The 17,727-nt window shown below is 70.8% G+C and carries 18 protein-coding genes and 1 pseudogene; 8 read left to right on the top strand and 11 right to left on the bottom strand.

The genetic code is table 11. The features are described 5' to 3' along the window. Positions 1–48: 48 nt before the first annotated feature. Genes rfbB through ABZ953_RS29985 form a run of 3 tightly spaced genes read right to left on the bottom strand, consistent with a single transcriptional unit; the run spans position 49 to position 2,359 of the window. Positions 49–1,035 carry a dTDP-glucose 4,6-dehydratase gene (rfbB, locus tag ABZ953_RS29975; protein WP_361730187.1) on the bottom strand — a complete coding sequence of 329 codons (987 nt, stop codon included), beginning with the start codon at positions 1,033–1,035 and terminating at the stop codon, positions 49–51. Next, entirely contained in the window at positions 1,032–2,099 is a 1,068-nt protein-coding gene (locus ABZ953_RS29980; protein ID WP_361730190.1) for a glucose-1-phosphate thymidylyltransferase, read from the bottom strand. Before ABZ953_RS29980 ends, rfbB begins: the two co-directional genes overlap by 4 nt. A 44-nt stretch (positions 2,100–2,143) precedes the next feature. Continuing rightward, the gene (locus ABZ953_RS29985; RefSeq protein WP_361730193.1) at positions 2,144–2,359 is read right to left on the bottom strand and encodes a DUF5988 family protein; all 216 of its coding nucleotides are present in this window, start codon (positions 2,357–2,359) and stop codon (positions 2,144–2,146) included. Between the two features lie 314 nt (positions 2,360–2,673). On the opposite strand from ABZ953_RS29985, the gene ABZ953_RS29990 reads away from it, so the two are divergent. Both ABZ953_RS29990 and ABZ953_RS29995 read left to right on the top strand, forming a co-directional pair. Further along, complete coding sequence (locus ABZ953_RS29990) at positions 2,674–3,450, top strand: alpha/beta fold hydrolase (RefSeq protein ID WP_361730196.1); 777 nt, start codon at positions 2,674–2,676, stop codon at positions 3,448–3,450. Positions 3,451–3,671: 221 nt separating this feature from the next. After that, positions 3,672–4,373 (top strand): response regulator transcription factor, encoded by a 702-nt coding sequence (locus tag ABZ953_RS29995; RefSeq protein ID WP_361730199.1) that lies wholly within the window; start codon positions 3,672–3,674, stop codon positions 4,371–4,373. On the opposite strand, the gene ABZ953_RS30000 is transcribed toward ABZ953_RS29995, so the two are convergent. The 4 genes from ABZ953_RS30000 to ABZ953_RS30015 all read right to left on the bottom strand — a co-directional run bounded on the left by ABZ953_RS30000 (position 4,366) and on the right by ABZ953_RS30015 (position 7,863). Continuing rightward, a complete protein-coding gene (locus tag ABZ953_RS30000; protein WP_361730202.1) occupies positions 4,366–4,950 on the bottom strand; it encodes a helix-turn-helix domain-containing protein in 585 nt (194 codons plus the stop codon). The two genes, ABZ953_RS29995 and ABZ953_RS30000, sit on opposite strands and share 8 nt — an antisense overlap. A gap of 152 nt (positions 4,951–5,102) precedes the next feature. Next, the gene (locus tag ABZ953_RS30005) at positions 5,103–6,353 is read right to left on the bottom strand and encodes a beta-ketoacyl synthase N-terminal-like domain-containing protein (RefSeq protein ID WP_361730205.1); all 1,251 of its coding nucleotides are present in this window, start codon (positions 6,351–6,353) and stop codon (positions 5,103–5,105) included. Next, positions 6,350–7,618, bottom strand: coding sequence for a beta-ketoacyl-[acyl-carrier-protein] synthase family protein (locus ABZ953_RS30010; protein WP_361730208.1), 1,269 nt, complete (start codon positions 7,616–7,618; stop codon positions 6,350–6,352). The genes ABZ953_RS30005 and ABZ953_RS30010 overlap by 4 nt, the downstream gene beginning before the upstream one ends. Beyond that, positions 7,615–7,863: an acyl carrier protein gene (locus ABZ953_RS30015; protein ID WP_361730211.1), complete on the bottom strand. Its 249-nt coding sequence runs from the start codon at positions 7,861–7,863 to the stop codon at positions 7,615–7,617. The genes ABZ953_RS30010 and ABZ953_RS30015 overlap by 4 nt, the downstream gene beginning before the upstream one ends. 219 nt (positions 7,864–8,082) lie before the next feature. Here ABZ953_RS30015 and ABZ953_RS30020 point away from each other — a divergent pair, with 219 nt between their 5' ends. Genes ABZ953_RS30020 through ABZ953_RS30045 form a run of 6 tightly spaced genes read left to right on the top strand, consistent with a single transcriptional unit; the run spans position 8,083 to position 12,830 of the window. Beyond that, complete coding sequence (locus tag ABZ953_RS30020) at positions 8,083–8,928, top strand: SAM-dependent methyltransferase (RefSeq protein WP_361730214.1); 846 nt, start codon at positions 8,083–8,085, stop codon at positions 8,926–8,928. A 14-nt stretch (positions 8,929–8,942) separates the two neighbouring features. Then, positions 8,943–9,644, top strand: a complete 702-nt coding sequence (locus ABZ953_RS30025) for a class I SAM-dependent methyltransferase (protein WP_361730217.1) — start codon at positions 8,943–8,945, stop codon at positions 9,642–9,644. Next, complete coding sequence (locus tag ABZ953_RS30030) at positions 9,641–10,258, top strand: ATP-binding protein (protein ID WP_361730220.1); 618 nt, start codon at positions 9,641–9,643, stop codon at positions 10,256–10,258. Before ABZ953_RS30025 ends, ABZ953_RS30030 begins: the two co-directional genes overlap by 4 nt. Further along, positions 10,255–10,908, top strand: a complete 654-nt coding sequence (locus tag ABZ953_RS30035) for a response regulator transcription factor (protein WP_361730223.1) — start codon at positions 10,255–10,257, stop codon at positions 10,906–10,908. Before ABZ953_RS30030 ends, ABZ953_RS30035 begins: the two co-directional genes overlap by 4 nt. Further along, entirely contained in the window at positions 10,908–11,747 is an 840-nt protein-coding gene (locus ABZ953_RS30040) for an SAM-dependent methyltransferase (RefSeq protein WP_361730226.1), read from the top strand. The genes ABZ953_RS30035 and ABZ953_RS30040 overlap by 1 nt, the downstream gene beginning before the upstream one ends. A 6-nt stretch (positions 11,748–11,753) precedes the next feature. Next, on the top strand, positions 11,754–12,830 hold the full coding sequence (locus tag ABZ953_RS30045) for an FAD-dependent monooxygenase (RefSeq protein WP_361730229.1): 1,077 nt from the start codon (positions 11,754–11,756) through the stop codon (positions 12,828–12,830). A 13-nt stretch (positions 12,831–12,843) separates the two neighbouring features. On the opposite strand, the gene ABZ953_RS30050 is transcribed toward ABZ953_RS30045, so the two are convergent. The 4 genes and pseudogenes from ABZ953_RS30050 to ABZ953_RS30065 form a co-directional block, all read right to left on the bottom strand. Then, positions 12,844–13,680, bottom strand: coding sequence for a tyrosine-protein phosphatase (locus ABZ953_RS30050; RefSeq protein ID WP_361730232.1), 837 nt, complete (start codon positions 13,678–13,680; stop codon positions 12,844–12,846). Beyond that, positions 13,680–14,528, bottom strand: a complete 849-nt coding sequence (locus ABZ953_RS30055; protein WP_361730235.1) for an LLM class flavin-dependent oxidoreductase — start codon at positions 14,526–14,528, stop codon at positions 13,680–13,682. The genes ABZ953_RS30050 and ABZ953_RS30055 overlap by 1 nt, the downstream gene beginning before the upstream one ends. Before the next feature lie 28 nt (positions 14,529–14,556). Beyond that, the gene (locus ABZ953_RS30060; protein ID WP_361730238.1) at positions 14,557–15,486 is read right to left on the bottom strand and encodes an AfsA-related hotdog domain-containing protein; all 930 of its coding nucleotides are present in this window, start codon (positions 15,484–15,486) and stop codon (positions 14,557–14,559) included. Positions 15,487–15,578: 92 nt separating this feature from the next. Continuing rightward, positions 15,579–17,564, bottom strand: a pseudogene (locus tag ABZ953_RS30065) (beta-ketoacyl synthase N-terminal-like domain-containing protein); the annotation flags it as partial. Between the last annotated feature and the right edge of the window lie 163 nt (positions 17,565–17,727).

Consider the following 17,727-nt stretch of genomic DNA (forward strand, 5'->3'; position numbering starts at 1 on the left):
GCCCGCCCGGGGAATCCCCGGGCGGGCGTCCGCACACCAGCCGCACCCTCAGAGGGCGGCCTTGGCCCTCAACGGCTCCCACCAGTCACGGTGTTGGCGATACCAGCGCACCGTCTCCGCGAGCCCCGTCGCGAAGTCCTTGCGCGGGACGTAGCCCAGCTCCTCGCGGATCTTGGTGCAGTCCACCGAATAGCGCCGGTCGTGGCCCTTGCGGTCGGGGACGTGTACGACGCTCGCGTCCCAGTCGGCCCCGCACTCCTCCAGGAGCAGCCGGGTCAGGTCCCGGTTGGAGAGCTCGGTGCCGCCGCCGATGTTGTAGATCTCCCCGGCCCGGCCCTTCGTCCGCACCAGCTCGATCCCCTGGACGTGGTCGTCGATGTGGAGCCAGTCACGGATGTTGCTCCCGTCGCCGTACAGCGGGACCTTCCCCCCGTCGAGGAGCCGGGTGATGAACAGCGGGACGACCTTCTCGGGGAAGTGGTGGTGCCCGTAGTTGTTGGAACAGCGCGTCACCCGGACGTCCAGGCCGTGCGTGCCGTGGTAGGAGAGCGCGAGCAGATCACTGGACGCCTTGGACGCGGAATAGGGGGAGTGGGGATCCAGCGGATGCGTCTCCGGCCAGGACCCCTCGTCGATCGATCCGTACACCTCGTCCGTGGAGACGTGCACGAAGGTTGTGACGCCCGCCCGGTACGCGGCGTCGACCAGGGTGTGGGTGCCGAGCACGTTCGTACGGACGAACTCGCCGCCCCCGTCGATCGACCGGTCCACATGCGACTCGGCGGCGAAGTGGACCACCTGGTCCTGCCCGGGCATCAAGGCCGCGACCAGTTCGCCGTCCGTGATGTCGCCCCGGACGAAGTCGAACCCGGGATGGCCGCGGACCTCGTCGAGGTTGGCCGGGTTGCCGGCGTAGGTCAGCTTGTCGAGGACCGTGACGTGCACGTCTCCCGGGCCTTCGGGGCCCAGGAGCGTGCGGACGTAGTGCGAGCCGATGAACCCGGCGCCGCCGGTCACGAGAATCCGTTGGGTCATGACGAGATCTGCACTTTGCTGTGATCGCCGAGCACCAGACGGTGCGCCGCGGGGTTGCGCGGGGCCGGGACCACCTCGACGTCGCGGCCGATCAGCGAGGCCTCCACGCGACGCACCCCGGTGATGGACGAGCCCCGCAGGACGATGGAGTACTCGATCTCGCTATCCTCGACGCGGCAGCCCTCGGAGAGCGAGGTGAAGGGACCGATGTAGGCGTCGCTCACCACCGTGTCCGCGCCGATGATCGCCGGCCCGACGATGCGGCTGCCGCGCACCTGGGCCCCCGTCTCGATCCGGACCCGGCCGATGATGACGCTCGCGTCGTCCACCGTCCCCTCGACCAGTGGTTCGGTGCTCTCCAGGACGGTCCGGTTGACCTCCAGGAGATCGCTGACCTTGCCGGTGTCCTTCCAGTAGCCGGAGATCGTCGTCGAACGGACGTCGTGCGCGGTGTCGATGAGCCACTGCAACGCGTCGGTGATCTCCAGCTCGCCCCGGTGGGACGGCTCGATGGCCCGGACCGCCTTGTGCACGGCGGGGGTGAACAGATAGACGCCGACCAGCGCCAGGTCGCTCTTGGGGTGCTCGGGCTTCTCCTCAAGCGCCGTGACCCGCCCCTGGGCGTCCAGTTCGGCGACGCCGAAGGAGCTCGGGTCGAGGACCTTGGTCAGCAGGATGCGGGCGTCCGGCCGGTCGGTCCGGAACTCGTCGACCAGTTCGGTGATACCGCCGACGATGAAATTGTCGCCGAGGTACATCACAAAATCGTCGGCGCCGAGGAAATCCCGTGCAATGAGCACCGCATGGGCCAGCCCGAGCGGCGCCTCCTGCGGAATATAGGTCACCTTCAGGCCAAATCGGGAACCGTCCCCGACCGCCTCCTCGATCTCGTTGGCGGTTTCGCCCACGATGATCCCGACCTCCACGATCCCGGCCGCCGCGACGGCTTCGAGTCCGTAGAAGAGAACGGGTTTGTTGGCGACCGGAACGAGCTGTTTCGCCGAAGTGTGTGTGATCGGGCGCAGGCGGGTGCCCGCACCGCCGGAGAGTATGAGCGCCTTCACGAATCCCATCCCAAGGTAGAGGGGTGCTGCGTGGTCCCGCGCGGTCACTCCGCGACGTAGGTGTGCCGACTCCAAACGAAGACCAGCAGGTCACGGCCGTTCTGCCGGATGATCCGGGTGGTCGGGTCGAAGTGCTCCCAGCGGTTGCCGCTGAGCAGTCTGACCTTGGCCGCGGTGTCGTCGACGTGTCGCAGCCGCTCCTCTTCGGAGACAGAGCTCGGACCGCCCTGGAGAATGACATTGGGCTCGGGTGCCGCCATGTGCGCCGCCTTCCGTCTTCGAAGCGTGTCGTCGGTGCGCGCTTTCGTACAAGTCGCGAGTGCGAGCCGTCGGCCCGCCCCGGAGAACCTGACAGGATTCCACCACCGTTGCCGCGCCTCTCGCGATTCTCCACCCCACAATTAGGGGTTCGGGGGCCGGGAGGAGTAGGGGTGATGAGTAAGGGGGACAGGGGGCCCGGGATTTGCGCGGAGTGCTAGCGTCCCGTCGGAACTGACAGGCGTGTACGGGGAGTTGGAGGCCTTCCATTCCGGGTAATGGCACGAGGGCCTTGCGGCTCCGGAATGGAGACGATGTGACCAGCGAGGACGCCAGCAGGTGGATCCGCAGATTCCACCCCGCGCCCGAAGCCCCTGTCCGGCTGGTCTGTCTGCCGCACGCCGGTGGATCCGCCGTGTCCTACCTCCCGTTGTCCACGCTGCTCACGCCGGACATCGAGGTCCTTGCCGTGCAGTATCCGGGCCGCCAGGAACGTCACCACGAGCCCGCGGCCGCGTCCGTGCCCGAACTCGCGGACCGGATCACGGCGGCGCTGCGGCCGCACGCCGCTGAGGGGAGCCTCGCCCTGTTCGGGCACAGCATGGGTGCGGTCCTCGCCTTCGAGGTCGCCCGGCGGCTCGCGGCGGCTGCCTGGGCGCAGCCCCTCGCCGCCCTCTTCGTCTCCGGACGCCGCGCCCCGTCCCGCGCCCGCGTCGAGGAGGTGCACCTCCTCGACGACGACGGCCTGGTGGCCGAGATCGAAGCGCTGGGCGGCGTCGCCCCCGGGCGCCTCGCCGACGAGGAACTGCGCCAGATGGTGCTGCCCGCCGTGCGCGCCGACTACCGGGCCATCGAGACCTACCGCTTCGAGCGGGGTCCTGCCCCGCTCACGGTCCCCGTCTGCGTGCTCATCGGCGACCGCGACCCCCGGGTCGGCGTCGAGGAGGCCGAGGCCTGGGCCGCCCACACCGAGGCGGCGACCGACGTCCGCGTCTTCGCCGACGGCGGCCACTTCTACCTCAACGACTTCCCCGAGGCCGTCGCCGAGCACATCAGGCACCGGCTGCACACCCTCGCGCCCCGGAGCGTATGAAGCCCTATTTCCGACTCCGAATGCCATTGGTATAGGGGGCCCGTAAGGGTAGTCGGGCCCCGGTGATATCCGTATCTTTTAGGTAGGAGTTCGCCGCCCGATTGCATGCCGGTGTAGGTTGCCGCGAATCACAAGGGAGCGTGAAGATGTCGGTTACGTTGCCGTACTCCGATTCTCGTCCTGCTGAAGCCGCATGCAGCCACATCACCCCCGGGGCCCCGATGGATATCGCGCTGGATTCCAAGGAATTGTTGCCGGTAGGAGTGTGCAGCGGTTCCAGCGTGTACCGGGCAGGCCTGATGGCCGTATTGCGCAATGTGCCGGGCATAGACGTGGTTGCCGAATTGGACACCGCGCATTACAGTCCCCGGCTGCTGCGGAACCATCGCCCGCGGGTGCTGCTGATGGACCTGGACGGCTTCGACGTCGAGAACATGCTCGCCCGGCAGGTGGTGAACCGGACCGTGGAGCAGGCGGTGAAAGTGCTGGCCCTCTCCGCCAGCCTGGCCCCGGACGCGGCGATCAAGGTGCTCCGCGGCGGCGCCGGGGGCTTCCTGCACAAGGACACCCCGGTGCAGGGACTGGTGCAGGCGATCCGGGCGGTCGACCTGGGAGGCGCGGCCCTGGACCCCCAGGTCGCCGGCGAACTGGTGGCCGCACTGCGCTACTCCAGCTCCCTGGAGGCCGCGGCCGATCCGGGCAACGGGGTCAAGCTCACCCCGCGGCAGCGGCAGATCCTCGGCCTGATCGGCCACGGGCTGGCCAATGTGGAGATCGCCGCCCAGCTGCAACTGGGCAAGCCCACGGTGAAGTCGCACATCTCCTCGTTGCTACGGGCGCTCGACCTGCGCGACCGGACCCAGCTGGCCGTGTACGCCTGTATTCACGGTTTCCGGGCCTATGCGGCGCTGCCCGTCAACTGATCCGGCCCGCCGCGTGTGCCTGAGCGACCAGATCCACCGCCACCTCGATGACCGCCGCGTGCCGCTGGTCCACGTCCCCTTCGGCGGCCTGGAAGGCGCACATGCCCGCTTGCAGAGTGAGCAGGGCACTGAGACAGCGGACCCGGTCCACGAGGTCTCCCTGGGCGGGCACGAGGAGGTCGTGCACGCGGCGCAGCTGGTCCCGCAGGATGTCGCCGATGCGCAGGTCCCTTACGGTCGCCTGGTTCTCCTGGAGGAAGCGGTGCAGTGGCGCGGCATCGGCGAGGGACCGGCCGTAGCGCCGGACGAGCTGCTGGCGGACCTCCGGGGTGGGCGGCTGCCGCCGGCCCCACTCGATGAGCTCCTCGATCGGCCGCGTCAGGATTTCGCAGAGGCTCACCGTGATCTCCTCCTTCGTCTTGAAGTGGTGGTACACCGCTGCCTTGGTGACGCCGAGACGCTCGGCGATCTCACGCAAGGAGGTCCTCTCGTAGCCACGCGCGGCGAAGAGTTCGAGTGCCACCTCCAGGATCTGCCTACGGGTGTCACTGCGGGGCCGCGCCCCTGAGCCGGTCATCCGTGTCTCCTTCGACCTGCTGTTCCGGTGCCGTCCGCACGCGGCCGACCGGCCCGTGGCGCACACACGCGGAGGCCCTGGGGCCCGGCCCCAGGGCGATCACCGACGTGTTCGTCCGGCGCGAAGTGATCATTGACTCCGAGGGGAATTTCTCAGCGGTTCGATTCCCCCTCGTCGAGCGCGACGTCACAGGACCGAAGCACCACCGCGCTGTTGAATCCGCCCTGTCCGCGCGCCGTCACCAGCACGGTGTCCAAGGCGCGTTCGCGCGGTCGGCACACCAGGTCGAGGCCGAGCGCCGGATCGGGATCGTCCAGGTTGCCCACCGGCGGAATGACACCGTGCCGCATCGCGAGCAGCGCGGTGGCCACACTGAGCGCCGAACCACCGGCCAACAGGCGCCCCACCAGGCCCTGCGGCGCGGTGACCGGAACGCCCCGCGGACCGAACACCGAGCAGAGCGCTCTCGCCTCCGCGGCATCGGCGTCCGGGCGACCGGCGCCGTCGGCAAGGACCAGGTCGACCTCGTCGGGTCGCACACCGGCCCGCCGCAGCGCCAGCCGCATCGCCCGGGCGTACTGGTGCCCGTCCGGCGCGGCCGTCCGGAAGTGGTGGGCGTCCTGGGTGGCCGCGTATCCGGCGATCACGCCGTACCCGGCGGGCGCGGACCGGGCGCGCGCCGCCGCGGCGTCCTCCACCAGCAGCACCGCGCCGCCCTCGCCCGGCAGATGACCGTTGGCCGCCCGGTCGAAGGGCTTGTAGCCGGCCTTCGGGTCGGTGGCGGTCGACAGGTGACCGGTGGACATCTGAATCGTCAGCGCGTACGGCGCGATCGGTGCCTCGGTGCCGCCGGCCAGCACGGCACCGGTGCCGCGCCGGATCGACCGGTCGGCCCAGCCCAGGCTGTCGATGCCGGACGCCGATTCGGAGACCACCACTCCGCACGGTCCTTTGGTGCCGTGGCGAATGGCCAGTTGCCCGGTGCTCGCGGCGTAGAACCAGGCAATCGCCTGGTAGGCGCCGACCGCCTTGCGGCCCCGGCTCCACAGCGCCTGGATCTCGCGCTGGCCGAACTCGTTGCCGCCCGAGCCGCTGCCCAGGATGACGGACGTGGCGTACGGATCGTGGGCGGACGGGTCGTAGTCGGCGTCGGCGAGGGCCATGCCGGACGCGGCGAATGCCAGCCAGGTCCATCGGTCGGTCTGGACGGCCAGCCGGTTCGGCACGTGCTCGGTCACGTCGAAACCGGACACCTGGCCGGCCAGCCCGGTGGCGTAGCCACTGGTGTCGAACGTCTCGATCGGCCGTACCGCCAGCTTGCCGGCGAGCGTGGCGCGCCAGTGCTCGGCCGCTCCTATACCGGTCGGAGCCACCACGCCGAGTCCTGTGATCACGGCGGTCATGAGCGCACCCGGCCCAGCACGATCGCCGACTGGAACCCGCCGAACCCGCTGCCGACCGAGAGCGCGACGTCCACCCGGTGGTCGCGTGCGGTGTTGGGCACGTAGTCCAGGTCGCACTCGGGGTCGCCATGGGCGTAGTTGGCGGTGGGCGGCACCACGTCGTGCTCGATCGCCAGCGTGGTCGCGGCCACCTCGATGGAGCCGATCGCTCCGAGCGAGTGCCCGACCATGGACTTGATCGAGCTGACCGGCACGCGGTAGGCGTGTGCGCCCAGGCTCAGTTTGAACGCGGCGGTCTCGTGCCGGTCGTTCTGCCGGGTGCCCGAGCCGTGCGCGTTCACGTAGTCAAGGGCGGTGGGATCCACCCGCGCCTGGTCCAGCGCACTGCCGATCGCGGCGGCCATCTCGGCACCGTCCGGACGCAGCCCGGTCATGTGGAAGGCGTTGCACAGGTTGGCGTAGCCGAGGATCTCCGCGTAGATGTGTGCGCCCCGCCGCCGAGCGTGCCCGTACTCCTCGAGGATGAGTACGGCCGCTCCCTCGCCCATCACGAACCCGTCGCGTGTCGCGTCGAACGGCCGGGAGGCGTGTTCGGGGTCGTCGTTGCGGGTGCTGGTGGCGCCGATGGCGTCGAAGCAGGCCATGGAGATCGGTGTGATGGGCGCGTCGCTCGCGCCGGCGACGACGATGTCCGCCATGTCGTCCTGGATCAGCTGGTACGCCTGCCCGACGGAGTCGATGCCCGAAGTGCACCCCGTGGAGACCACCGAGGCGGGGCCGTGCGCACCGTACCGGGAGGCAACCTCGGCGGCCATGCTGCTGGGTATCCACGCCTGGTGGAGGAAGCCGGTGCCGTAGGCCGGATCGACCAGCCACTGCCTGCCGCCGTCGCTCGTCGCCCCGTACTCGTCCTCGAGGCGGGTGCTCGCGCCGACCGCGCTGCCCAGGCACACCGCCATCCGGTCGTGGTCGAAGCCGCCCTCCAGCTCCAGACCGCAGTCGTCCATCGCCTCGTCGGCGGCGACCAGGGCGAACTGGACGGACCGGTCGTTGCGGAACACCTCCTGCTGTGTCAGGCCCGCGGCGAGCGGGTCGAAGTCGACCTCGGCGGCAAGCTGGGAGCGGAACTGCGCCGGGTCGAACAGCGAGATACGGCGAGTCGCCGTGCGCCCGTCGGTGATCCGCTGCCAGAACGCCTTTCGCGTGGCGCCGCCCGGCGCGACCACGCCGATTCCGGTGATGGCGATGCGTCGCTCGTCGGTCATCCCGCGTGCTCGCTCAGTCCCTCGTTGACCAGCGCCACCAACTCGCCGAAGGTCGTGTCCGCCTGGTCCCCTTCGAGCTCGATCCCATAGCGGTCCTCGATCTCCACCCTGAGTTGCAGCCGCGCCAGCGAGTCCAGTTCGACATCGCGCAGCGTGCCGTTCGGATCGTCGGTCACTGCCGACGGGGGCAGTCCGACTTTGGCGACGAGTATCTCCATCAGCTCGTCCATGGTGAATATCGGCATGGGTATTCCCTTCGCGTGGGGCGGCGAACCTGAAACTCAGGCTACGCAGGAGTCTGCTGAAATACATTCGGCCTTGAGAACCGAATCATCTAGTTCCCGAGAATGAGTCCGCCCCACCCCTGCGAATGACCCGTCTACGGCCTGACGAATCAATTGACGCGACTCCCGGCACGCTGCTTCACTTATTCAATTGGTTTCCCGAAGTGTGAGGGGACGAGAATGAACGCGTCAGCAGCGGCGACAAATACGCAGGCCGGTGTCGGCATCACCGCGGTCGCGGTGACGATGGCCAGAGCCATGGAATCGGCACGGGCGGACCGCATGTTCCACGACCCGTACGCCCAGTCGTTCGTCGACGCGGCCGAGACGGTGCTCGGCGCCGACGAGTGGGCGTCGCTGGTCGCCTGGGTCGACCTGTTCTACTCCCGGGGGGTGGTGCGCACCCGCTTCGTCGACGACTTCGTGTGCGAAGCGGCGGCAGGCGGCTGTACGCAGGTGGTGCTCCTCGGCGCCGGCCTCGACGCACGCGCCTTCCGGCTGCCGCTGCCGGACGCGGACGTGTTCGAGGTGGGCACACCCTCGCTCTTCGCCTTCAAGGACAAGGTGCTCGCCGACGCCGGCGCGCTGCCGACAAGCCGCTCGCGCACGGTGGTCCGTGCCGACCCGCACGGGGACTTCGCCGCGCGCCTCGCCGACAGCGCGTTCGACCCGGGTCGGCCGACCGCATGGGTCGCCGAAGGGGTCCTGCCCTACCTGACCGCCGAGCAGGCACGGCACCTGGTCAACGACGTCGGACGGCTCTCCGCGCCGGGCAGCAGGCTGGTGTTCGAGCACTCCGACAAGCCGGGGCCGGACCCGAGGGCCGCGGTCTCCGCACGGACCACGCCCGGCGCCGACCGGATCAGCACGATGGTCCGCGGCGGACTCGGCGCCGAGGGACGGGACTGGGTGGCCGCTCGGGGCTGGAGCATCGAGACCACCGAGCGCGGCGCACTGGGGCCGCTGTACGGACGGCCCGACGACCGCCTGGCCGGTGGCCAGTTCGTCATCGCGACCCGCGACTGACCGGGACGAAGGACATGGAACCGAATCAGGCGCACACCGAACTTCCCGAGCCGATCGAGACGCGCGCGCAGACCGCGGCCGCGTTCTACCGGCGCCCGATGCTCGCCGCCTACGACACGTTCGTACTCGGCATGATGAGCCGCCTCATGTGGCGCTGTCCGCGTGACCGCATGCTGGCGCACTACAACCGGCAGGTCGGCGCTTCCCATCTCGACATCGGGCCGGGAACCGGCTGGTTTCTCGACAAATGCCGCTTCCCCGCGGCAACGCCCACGGTCACCCTGCTGGATCTCAACGAGGTCGCGCTCACCACCGCCGCGCACCGGATCAGGCGCTACGGTCCCGAGACCCTGGTCGGCGACGCGTTCAAGCCCTTCGCTCTCGACGGCGCGCGGTTCGACTCGGTCGGCGTGAACTTCCTGCTGCACTGTCTGCCCGGGTCGATGCGGCAGAAAGCGGTGGCGTTCGACCACATGGCACCGTTCCTGCGGCCCGGTGCGCGGGTGTTCGGCAGCACGGTCCTCGGCGAGGGCCCGCACCATACGCGGCGTTCCGCGAAGTTGCTGGCCAAGCTCAACCGCAGCGGGGTGTTCAACAACCTCGCGGACCGGCCGGAGGACCTGGACGAGCAGCTGCGCGCCCGGTTCACCGATGTGGAGACGGTCAGGACCGGCGCGGTCTGTCTGTTCTCCGCACGCTTCCCGGGCCCGCGATGAACGGCGCGCCGCCCCCACTGCCCCAGCAACTGCACGACGGCGTCCTGCAGACGCTGGCCATCGCCCGGATCCGGCTGGACCGGGCGCTCGCCCAGGAAGGCCCGTTGCCCCGCGAACTCGGCGTGGACCTGCGGCTGTTGCTGGACGGCGAGATCGCCGACCTCCGCCGACTGATCGAGGGCGTGGCATCACCCGTCCCGGCGCAGCCGAACCTGCCCAGTGCGCTGGCAGCCGTCGCGGAGGAACTCCAGTCCGCCACGGGAGTCCGCATCCGCGTCGAGGACCGCACCGCGGCGACGGGCCACCGGCCGGGCAACGACCTGATCGCCTACCGGATCGTGCGCGAGGCGCTGCACAACACCGTCAAGCACAGCGATGCCAGACATGCCTGGGTGAGCGTGGCCGCACAGGGCGACCGGCTGGTCTGCACGGTGCACGACGACGGCCACGGCTTCGACCCGGCCACCACCCGCCCGCACTTCGGGCTGACCGCCATGTACGCGCAGGCACGGCAGGCAGGCGGGCATCTGACGGTCCGGTCCCGTCGAACCGGCACGCTCGTCACCGTCGTACTCCCCAGGGACCCGGTACCGGAGGGGACGGTCCAGCAATGACGCCGCACGTTCCCCTACCCCGACCCACCATTCTGATCTGCGACGACCACCCGGTCGTACGCTGCGGCATCCGCACACTGCTCGCCATCGACCGCTACCACATCGTGGGCGAGGCGGCCGACCTGGTCAGCACCGTGGCACACGTGGAGCGGCACCGGCCCACCGTGCTGCTGCTCGACCTGAGCTTCCTGGGCACCCTCAGTCTCGGCGTCCTGCCCACCGTGCGGAGAGTGTCGCCGACCACCCGGGTGCTCATCCTGACCATGCACAACGACCTGGAATCGGCACGGAAGTCGCTTGCCGCCGGCGCGCACGGTTTCCTGCCCAAGGACGCTGCCGCCGACGAACTCGTCGCCGCGGTCGACGCGCTCGCCGCGGGCAGGCGATACCTCCATCCGACGCTCGGCGCGGCACTGCTCGATCAGCGCACCGGTCCCGACGGCTCGCTGAGCAGACGGGAACGCGAGGTGCTCGGACTGATCGCCGACGGCCTGACCCACCGACAGATCGCCATGGAACTGGGCCTGTCGGTACGCACCATCGAGGCGCAGCGGGCGTCCATCAAGACCAAGCTCGGGGCCAACAGACGCTCGGAGCTGATCAGCCACGCCCGTCAGTTGCGGTTGACCACATCAGGAGGAGATCGGTGATGGAGACGGGCCGGCCCAGCCGTACCGCATTGAGATCGGCGCGCGCCCGCGCCGTGCACCAGGTGGCGGACTCGCCACGCGTGTTCACCGACCCCTTGGCCGCGCGCATCATCGGTGGCCTGGAGAGCGATCCCGCACCGCCCGGAGCCCGCGCCATGCCCGCCGAGGTCCGGCTGTTCATGGCACTGCGCCAGCGAGTGGCCGAGGACGCCCTGCGCGCCGCCGGGCACACCCGGCAGGTGGTCGTCCTCGGCGCCGGCCTGGACACCTTCGCCTACCGCAACCGGAATCCGGCGTTGCGGGTGTTCGAGGTCGATCACCCGGCCACCCAGACATGGAAACGCGAACGCCTGGCCGAGGCAGGCATCGAGGTACCGGACACGGTCGTGTTCTGTCCCGTCGACTTCACCGAGCAGACCGCGGAATCCGGGCTCGTGGCAGCCGGATTCGATCCGCACGTACCGGCGTTCTTCCTGCTGCTGGGCGTGGCCCCCTATCTGGAAAGGAACGCGCTCCTGGACACGGCGCGCTTCGTGGCCCGACTGCCCGCCTCGACCGAGCTGGTCTTCGACTACAACCAGCCACCCTCCGCGCTGTCACCGCGACGCAGACCGGCGCGGGGAGCACAGGCCGAGACCATGGCGCGGGGCGGCGAGCCGTGGCGGTCGTACTTCACTCCGCCCGCGATCGCCGCCGCACTGACCGACGCGGGATTTGACGGCGTCACCGACATCGGCTGGCAGGACTGCCTGGTGCGCTACGGGCTCGACCCGGCGCTGCCCGACCTGATCGGCGGGCGCATCGCACATGCCCGTACGACCGGACCAGAGAGGAACTGACCGGCCATGCATGCCTTGGTCATCGGTGGCGGAGTGGCCGGGCCGGCCACCGCGGTCGCGCTGCGCTCGATCGGCGTCGACGTCACCATCTGTGAAGCCCGCCCCCGCGAGGACGGGGACGCCGGGCTGTGGGTGATGGTGGCACCGAACGGCCTGGCCGCGCTGGATGCGTTGGGACTCAAGCAGGCCGCGCTGCGGGCATCGCTCGTGGGCGCGGTCGGCCCGTCCGGCTTCGCGCCGATACGGCGTGCCGGACTGTACGGGCTGCTGCGGGAAGCCGCGGTGGCCCGCGGCGCACGGATCGAGCACGGCCGGAAGCTGGTCGACGCCGACACCACCGCCGAGGGAGCCGATCGAGTGGTCGCGCGGTTCAGCGACGGCTCGTCCCTCTCGGGCGATCTGCTCATCGGCAGCGACGGCATCCACTCCCGGACGAGATCGGTCATCGACCCGGCCGCGCCGACCGCACGCTACGTCCCGCTGCTGAACCTCGGCGGCTTCGCCCGCGCCGTGGACGCTCCCGGCGAACCGGCGCAGCTGCGGTTCGTCCGCAGCCGCAAGGGCTTCTTCGGTTACACCACCTCGGGCAGGCGCGAGGTGTGGTGGTTCGCCAACCTGCCCTGGGGGGCGGAGCCGAGCCGGCGCGAACTGGCGGCGATGGGCCGGGACATGCTCACGGACCGGCTGCTGGACACCTTCGCCGAGGCCCCCTCCTTCGTGGCCGACGTGATCCGCGCGACCCACACCGATCTGTACGCGCTGCCCACCCACGACCTGCCCACCGTGCCGACCTGGCGGCGGGGCTCCATGGTCCTGGTCGGTGACGCGGCGCACGCCACGACACCGACGTCCGGGCAGGGTTCGTCGATGGCGCTCGAGGACGCGGTGATCCTGGCCAAGTGCCTGCGTGATCTGCCCGGGCCGCGGGCCCTCGCCCACTACGAACAGCTGCGCAGGAGGCGGGTCGAGGCGGTGGTCGAGCTCGGTGCCCGCGCGTCGGCCGCCAAGGTGAACGGCGCGGTGCCCCACGGTTCGCTCGACTGGGTCCATGACTACCGGGTCGACTGGGCTTCCCCGGCCTGATCGGCTCGCGCCCCTACGCCCGTGCGGCCTGCACCACCAGCCGAGCCCGCAGCTCCGCGATCGTCCCTGACGTCACCCCCGCGCGCCCGACCAGGTAGTCCTCCACCGTGCCCCAGCGCTCGCGCAGCACGTCCAGGGTGCTCGCCATGGCGTGCCGGGGAGCGCCGAACACCGCGAGGTAGCGCTCCTGGTCCAGGCCGAGCTCGGCAAGGTGGGGCCGCAGCCGGGACATCCGGGATTCGCTGAAGCAGAGCCTGCTCAGCGTGTAGTCGTCCAGCACCGTCGCGTCGTCCACACCGAGCACCGACAGCAACAGCGCGGCCACCAGACCGGTGCGGTCCTTGCCCGCGGAACAGTGGATCACCGCGGGGACACCGTCGTGTGCGGTGAGTCCGGTCAGGACCTGCCCCACGGCCGACGCGTGGTGTTCGACCATGTCCAGGTAGACGTGGTGCAGAAAGTCGTCCGGGAGGGAATCGACCCGGCCGGTGCCGAGCACGTCGCCGAGCGGGGTCGGGCGCGAGGCCCCGCCGCCGATGGCAGGCGTCTTTCGCCGGACGGAAAGAGGCAGCACGGAGGGGGCCTTCGTCCGTTCGCTTTCGGTGCGCAGATCGAAGGCGACCCGGAGGCCGAGCCGGTCGATCGCGGCAAGGTCCGCGGTGGTCAGCCGGTCGGGCGCGTCCGCGCGGAAGACCACGCCCCACCGGGTACGGCCGCCGTCGTTCGTGCGATAGCCGCCCAGGTCCCGGAAGTTGCTCGCGCCCTCCAGGGGCAGCACGCGTTGCGCGACGTCACGCACCGCGTCGACCGCAGGCACGACCGTGGGCCTCGCCCTGGACCGGCGGGCCATCAGGTCGACACCTCGCCGAGGCGGTCCACCTGGTCCGGGTCGATGCCGTGGCAGTAGAGCATGACCTCGTCGGCCCCGAGGTCGGCGAAGCCGGCGATCGCCTCGCGGATCTCGCGGGGCGTAGAGAGCATTCCGGCGACGATCCGGTCCGCGATGCCGGTGAAGGTGTAGTAGGAGTGCATGGCGGCCCGGGCGTCGTCGATCACCTCTCGCGGGCCGAGCGCGACGTTGAGCTGAGCGACGAACCGGGGTTCGCCGTCCCGGTCGTACTCCTTCCAGAACCTGCGGACGGTGTCGAAGAGGCCGCCGGCCTTGGACGGCGCCGTACCGGACAGAAAGCCGTCGCCCCACCGCGCGACCCGTTCGAGCGCGGCGGGCGCGTAGCCGCCGAAGAGCACCTCCGGGCCGCGGGGCCGGGTGGGCGCGGGACCGATCGGACCGGCGCCGTCGCCGTACGGCTCACCGGACCACAGGCGGCGCAGCACCGCCAGCTGCCCGTCCAGGCGACGGCCGCGGGTGCTCTGGTCGACGTTCGCGGCCCGGTGGTCGTCCTCCCGGCCGCCGACGCCCAGGCCGAGGACCAGGCGACCACCGGTCATCCGGTCCACGGTGGCGACTTGCTTGGCCAGCAGGGCGGTCTCGCGCAGCGGGGCGAGCAGCACCTCGGTCTGCACGCGGATGCGGGAGGTGGACCCCGCGAGGAAGGCGAGGGCGACCAGGGGCTCGGGATTGTCGTAGACGAGCCGGTCGAGCAGGCCCAGGGTGCTGAAGGGCCCTGCGTCGGCGCGCTCGGCCCAGGTGAGCAGGGTGTCCGGGTCGCGCGTGGGCATTCCGATACCGATCTTCATGAAGCTGGCCTCCGAGAGGTAGGGATGATCACGAGGCGCCCTCGGTCAGTTCCAGGACGCCGCTGGCGGCGCGGACGTCGGCCTGATCGATGCCGACCGTGGCGGTCACCGCCCCCGGTCGCCCGGCCACCGAGACCCCGCAGGTGGCAGGCGTGTCGGTCTCCACGAAGATGCCGAAGTCGAGTTCGGCCCGGATCAGCGACGCGTCGCCCGTGCACAGGCCGGCCTCCGCCGCGCCGCGCAGCGCCGACTGGCGCATGGCTTCGATGAGCAGCGATCCGGGAACGTGGTCGTAGTCCCGGTCGAAGAACGATGCGTGGGAACGATCCACCACCAAGGGGAATCGGTTGCGCCGCGCGGCGGGCCCGATCACCACGTTGCGTCGATCGCGCCGCCCGACCAGCTCGGGCTCGATCGGACGGCCCGCGGGCCCGCCGCCCGTGCCCACGGCTCGCCGCGAACGCTGGTACTCCCGGATCCCGCGGTAGGAGTCGCGGGAGAACAGGATGCCCTTGAACGAGAGCGTCATCGCCCGTGCCGGGCCGATGAAGAAGTCACCCGCGATGTCGAGCGTTTCGCCGGTGCGCACGACACGCACCTTGATGACGCCCTGCAGCGGCGTGGTGCCTTCGGTACGGAACGCGGACAGGTCGTGCACGTCCAGCGTCAATTGCTGCACGGCCGTCGGCGTGCCTCGGGGGACGCCGAGGTACTCGTGCCGCACCACGACGAACGCCTGCCTGAACGCCTCGACCACGACCGCCGGATCGTGCCCGTGCCCCCGCCGGTCGGACCAGAGGGGGTGGTCGTGCGCCACCCGCGCGGCGATCGCGAACTCCTCCTCGCCGACCCGCGCATGATCGGTGACGAACACCTCACGGGCCGACGTCCGGTTCACCGTCGTGGGCGACACCCAGGGGCCGAAGCGGAGGGAGGCCACGGGATCGGTGGTGGTCATCACGGCCTCCCGGACCGGCAGCGCTCGCCCAGGACCTTGGCCAGGGAGCGGATCGTCGGGTTGTCGAAGAGGTCGGCCGTACTGATCGGCACATCGGTCAGCGTCTGCAACCGGCCCCGCAGTTCCACGGCGGCCAGCGACGTCAGTCCCCAGGCGACGATGTCGTCGTCGGGGCCGATCGTGCCGTACTCGCCGAGCACGTCACCGACAGCGGTGCGCACTGCGGTGATGATGTCGCCCGGCTGTTCGGCGGCGGTGGCCGCGGTGGCCGCGGTGGCCGCGGTGTCCGCGGTGTCCGGGGCCGGCCAGAAGCGCTGCCGGGCAAAGGGATACGTGGGCAGGTCGGCCCATCGCGCGCCCGACCCGGCGAACACGTCCGACCAGTCGACCGCGCCGCCGGCCACGAACCGCTCGGCCAGGTCGCGCAAGGCGCCTCGTCCGATCACGGTGCCCGGCTCGGGCGCGCCGGCGAAGGTCCGCAGTTTTGTCAGCAGGTCGTCCCGGTCCGTGCCGAGCACGACGCCGCGGTGGGCGAACCTCGCCCGGGTGAGCAGGGCGGACCCCACGTCCACCGGGTCGAGGTCCGCGCCCACCCCCTCCAGGTACGCGAGCAGCCGGGCGGCCCCTGCCGCCAGCGCGTCCGGGGTCTTCGCCGAGAGCACCCACGGCACCGCGGGCACGGGGCGCCGTGGCGGGCCGGACACCGGCGGTGCCTGTTCGAGGACGACGTGTGCGTTGGTTCCTGAGATCCCGAACGACGACACCGCGGCCCGGCGCGGGCGCCCGGTCTCCGGCCAGTCCTCGGCGCTGGTGGCCAGCCGTACGGCGCCGGAGGACCAGTCGACGTGCGGGCTCGGCGCATCGACGTGCAAGGTGGCGGGCACGGCGGCCCGGTCCATCGCGACGACCATCTTGATCAGCCCGGCGACGCCCGCGGCGGCCTGGGCGTGCCCCATGTTGGACTTCAGCGACCCCAGCAGCACCGGCCGGTCCACCGGCCGGTGCTGTCCGTAGGTGGCAAGCACCGCGTGTGCCTCGATCGGATCCCCCAGAACCGTCCCGGTGCCGTGGGCCTCCACCACGTCGACATCGGTGGTGCTGAGTCCGGCATCGGCCAGTGCGGCCCGGATGACCCGCTGCTGGGACGGTCCGTTGGGCGCCGTCAGGCCGTTGGAGGCGCCGTCCTGGTTCACCGCGCTGCCCCGCACCAGCGCCAGCACCCTGTGTCCGTGGCGCCGTGCGTCCGAGAGGCGCTCCAGCACGACGACGCCCGCGCCCTCCGCCCAGGCGGTGCCGTCCGCCGCGGCGGCAAAGGACTTGCACCGGCCGTCCGGTGACAGACCGCGCTGCCGGGCGAAGTCGACGAAGGTACGGGGGGTCGCCATCACGGTCGCGCCCCCGGCCAGGACCAGGTCAGACTCGCCCGAGCGCAACGACCGGCACGCCAGATGCAAGGCCACCAACGACGACGAACACGCCGTGTCAACGGTCACCGCGGGGCCCTCGAGACCCAGCGTGTACGCCACCCGGCCGGAGGCCAGACTGGCTGCCGTGCCCGTCGAGCGGTAGCCCTCCGTACCGGCTTCCTCGATGCCGCTCCCGTACTCCTGTGCCATGTGGCCCACGTACACCCCGGTCGCGCTGCCGGCCAGGGACTGCGGGTCGATGCCCGCGTTCTCCAGGGCCTCCCAGGCGACTTCGAGCGCCAGCCGCTGCTGGGGATCCATCGCGAGCGCTTCGCCGGGACTGATGCCGAAGAATCCCGCGTCGAAGTCCGCGGCGCCCTCCAGGAATCCGCCGTCCCGTACGTACGTCGTGCCGGGAGTGTCCGGATCGGGATCGTAGAGACCATCGAGGTCCCAGCCCCGGTCGGCCGGGAAGCCCAGCACGACGTCACGGCTCTCGGCCACCACGTTCCACAGGTCGGCCGCCGAGGCGACGCCGCCGGGGAACCGGCAGCCGATGCCCACGATCGCGATCGGATCGTCGCCGCCGTGCCCGTTCCGGCGCAGCCGCTCGATCTCCTTGAGCGACTCGCGCAGCGCCTTCACCAGCCTGGCTTCGGTGTCCTTGCTCATGGCGCGTCACTCCGTCCGTCGTCATGCGGGTGGTCGCCGAGCGGTATCGGTACCGACATCCACACGCAGCCCATCTCGACGAGGCCCTGCCACAGCACGGCCATCAGTTGGCCGCACCACCGGGGTGGCACGGGGTCTGCCCCGCGGGCCGTGCCGGGGGACC

The sequence above is a fragment of the Streptomyces sp. NPDC046465 genome, assembly GCF_040646035.1.
GTDB lineage: Bacteria > Actinomycetota > Actinomycetes > Streptomycetales > Streptomycetaceae > Streptomyces.